The 1,654-nt window shown below is 69.2% G+C and carries 2 protein-coding genes; both read right to left on the reverse strand.

Translation table 11 applies throughout. The annotated features are described in order from the left end of the window. Positions 1-31: 31 nt before the first annotated feature. A complete protein-coding gene (locus tag AB0G02_RS39005; RefSeq protein WP_360805182.1) occupies positions 32-931 on the reverse strand; it encodes a bile acid:sodium symporter family protein in 900 nt (299 codons plus the stop codon). A gap of 113 nt (positions 932-1,044) precedes the next feature. After that, positions 1,045-1,654 (reverse strand): GNAT family N-acetyltransferase (locus AB0G02_RS39010; protein WP_360805185.1); only part of this gene is annotated, 610 nt, incomplete at its 5' end.

Here is a 1,654-nt window from a genome sequence, read left to right on the forward strand (position 1 = left end):
GCGGTGCCCGGGTCGTGCGGGCGGCGCCGGGTCACCTCCGGACCGGCGTCACCGCCCGGTCGGTGGTCCGGGTCTGCACGCGACGTGCCACGACGAGGCCGAAGACCAACGAGGTGAAGAACATGACGAAGCCGTAGGTCACCGAGGGCATCGCCATCTCGGTGCTGTTGAGCAGCGACGGGCTCATCGCGATGGCGATCGACAGCGGCGCGTTGTGCAGGCCGATCTCGAACGCCGACGCGATCGACTCGCGCGGGCCGACCCGCAGCAGGCGCGGACCGAAGTACCCGACCGCCATGCCGAACAGGTTGAACGCCACGACCACCAGGATGATGTCACCGAGGATGTCGAACACCTCCGCGCCGAGGCCGCTGATCACGCTGGCGATCATCATGACCAGGACGATCACCGACAGGATCTTGACCGGGCGTTCCATCCGGACGGCGAAGGCGGTGAACCGGGCGCGCAGGGCCATGCCGACGGCGATCGGGATCAGCACGATCGAGAACACCTGGACGACCTTGTCGAACTGCAGGCCGATCGAGCTGTCCGCACCGAGGAAGCCCGCCACCGACAGGTTGACGATCAGCGGCAGGGTGAACATCGCCAGCACCGAGTTGACCGCCGTCAACGAGATGTTGAGCGCCACGTCGCCCTTGAACAGGTGGCTGTAGAGGCTGGCCGTGCTGCCGCCCGGTGAGGCGGCGAGCAGCATCATGCCGATCGCCAGCTCCGGCCGCAGGCCGAACACGATCACCAAGCCCAGGCAAATGGCGGGTAACACCAGCATCTGGCAGACCAGGCACACGACCATCGCCCGGGGGTACTTCACCACCCGCCGGAAGTCCTCCATGGTCAACGTGAGACCGAGGCCGAGCATGATGATGGCCACGGTGATGGGAAAAAGCAGGAGTACCGTGGAGTTGGTCATGGCCACCCTGTCTTCCGCTCGGTGCGAGGTACAGGGAGTTTCACACCGGTGGCCGGCGCCTTACTTCTCTTGACTTGCCGTTTACCCGCGTTCTCCGCAGGTCCGGCAGGTGGTCACGGCGTCCCACCCGGACCGTCACCGCGGGGACCGTCGAAGTCGACCAGCACGACCCGCCGCCGGACGGTGGGGCGAGCGACCTCGACGAAGCCGGCGTCCTCGAAGACCTGGTGCGCTCCGACGTGCATCTCGCCCCAGGTGACCACCTTGCCGGGCGCGGCGACCATCGGGTAGGCCTCCAGCGCCCTCGCGCCGCACTGGCGGGCGAAGTCGACCGCGGCCCGCGCGAGGTGGTAGGTGAGGCCGCGCCCCCGGTGACCCTTGCGCACCACGAAGCACGTCACGGCCCAGACGCCGTCGTCGTCCTTGTCCTCGGCCCGCCCGCTCCACGGGATGCGGGAACCGCGCAGCTTCGGGTACGCGGTCCGCGGCTCGACCGCGACCCACCCCGCCGGCTCGCCGTCCACGTAGGCCACCAGGCCGCTGGTGGCGGTGGCGTCCGGCTCGTCGCACGCGGTCTGCTCGCGCAGCATCGCGGTCCGTTCCTCCTGCGTGGAGTCCCGCCAGATCCACCCCGCGACCTTGAACCGCTGACACCGGCACCGGCCCGCGTCGGAGACGCCGAAGACCGCCTCCAGGTCCTGCCAGGACGCCTCGTTCGCGGGG

This window comes from Actinosynnema sp. NPDC023658, assembly GCF_040639995.1.
GTDB lineage: Bacteria > Actinomycetota > Actinomycetes > Mycobacteriales > Pseudonocardiaceae > Actinosynnema.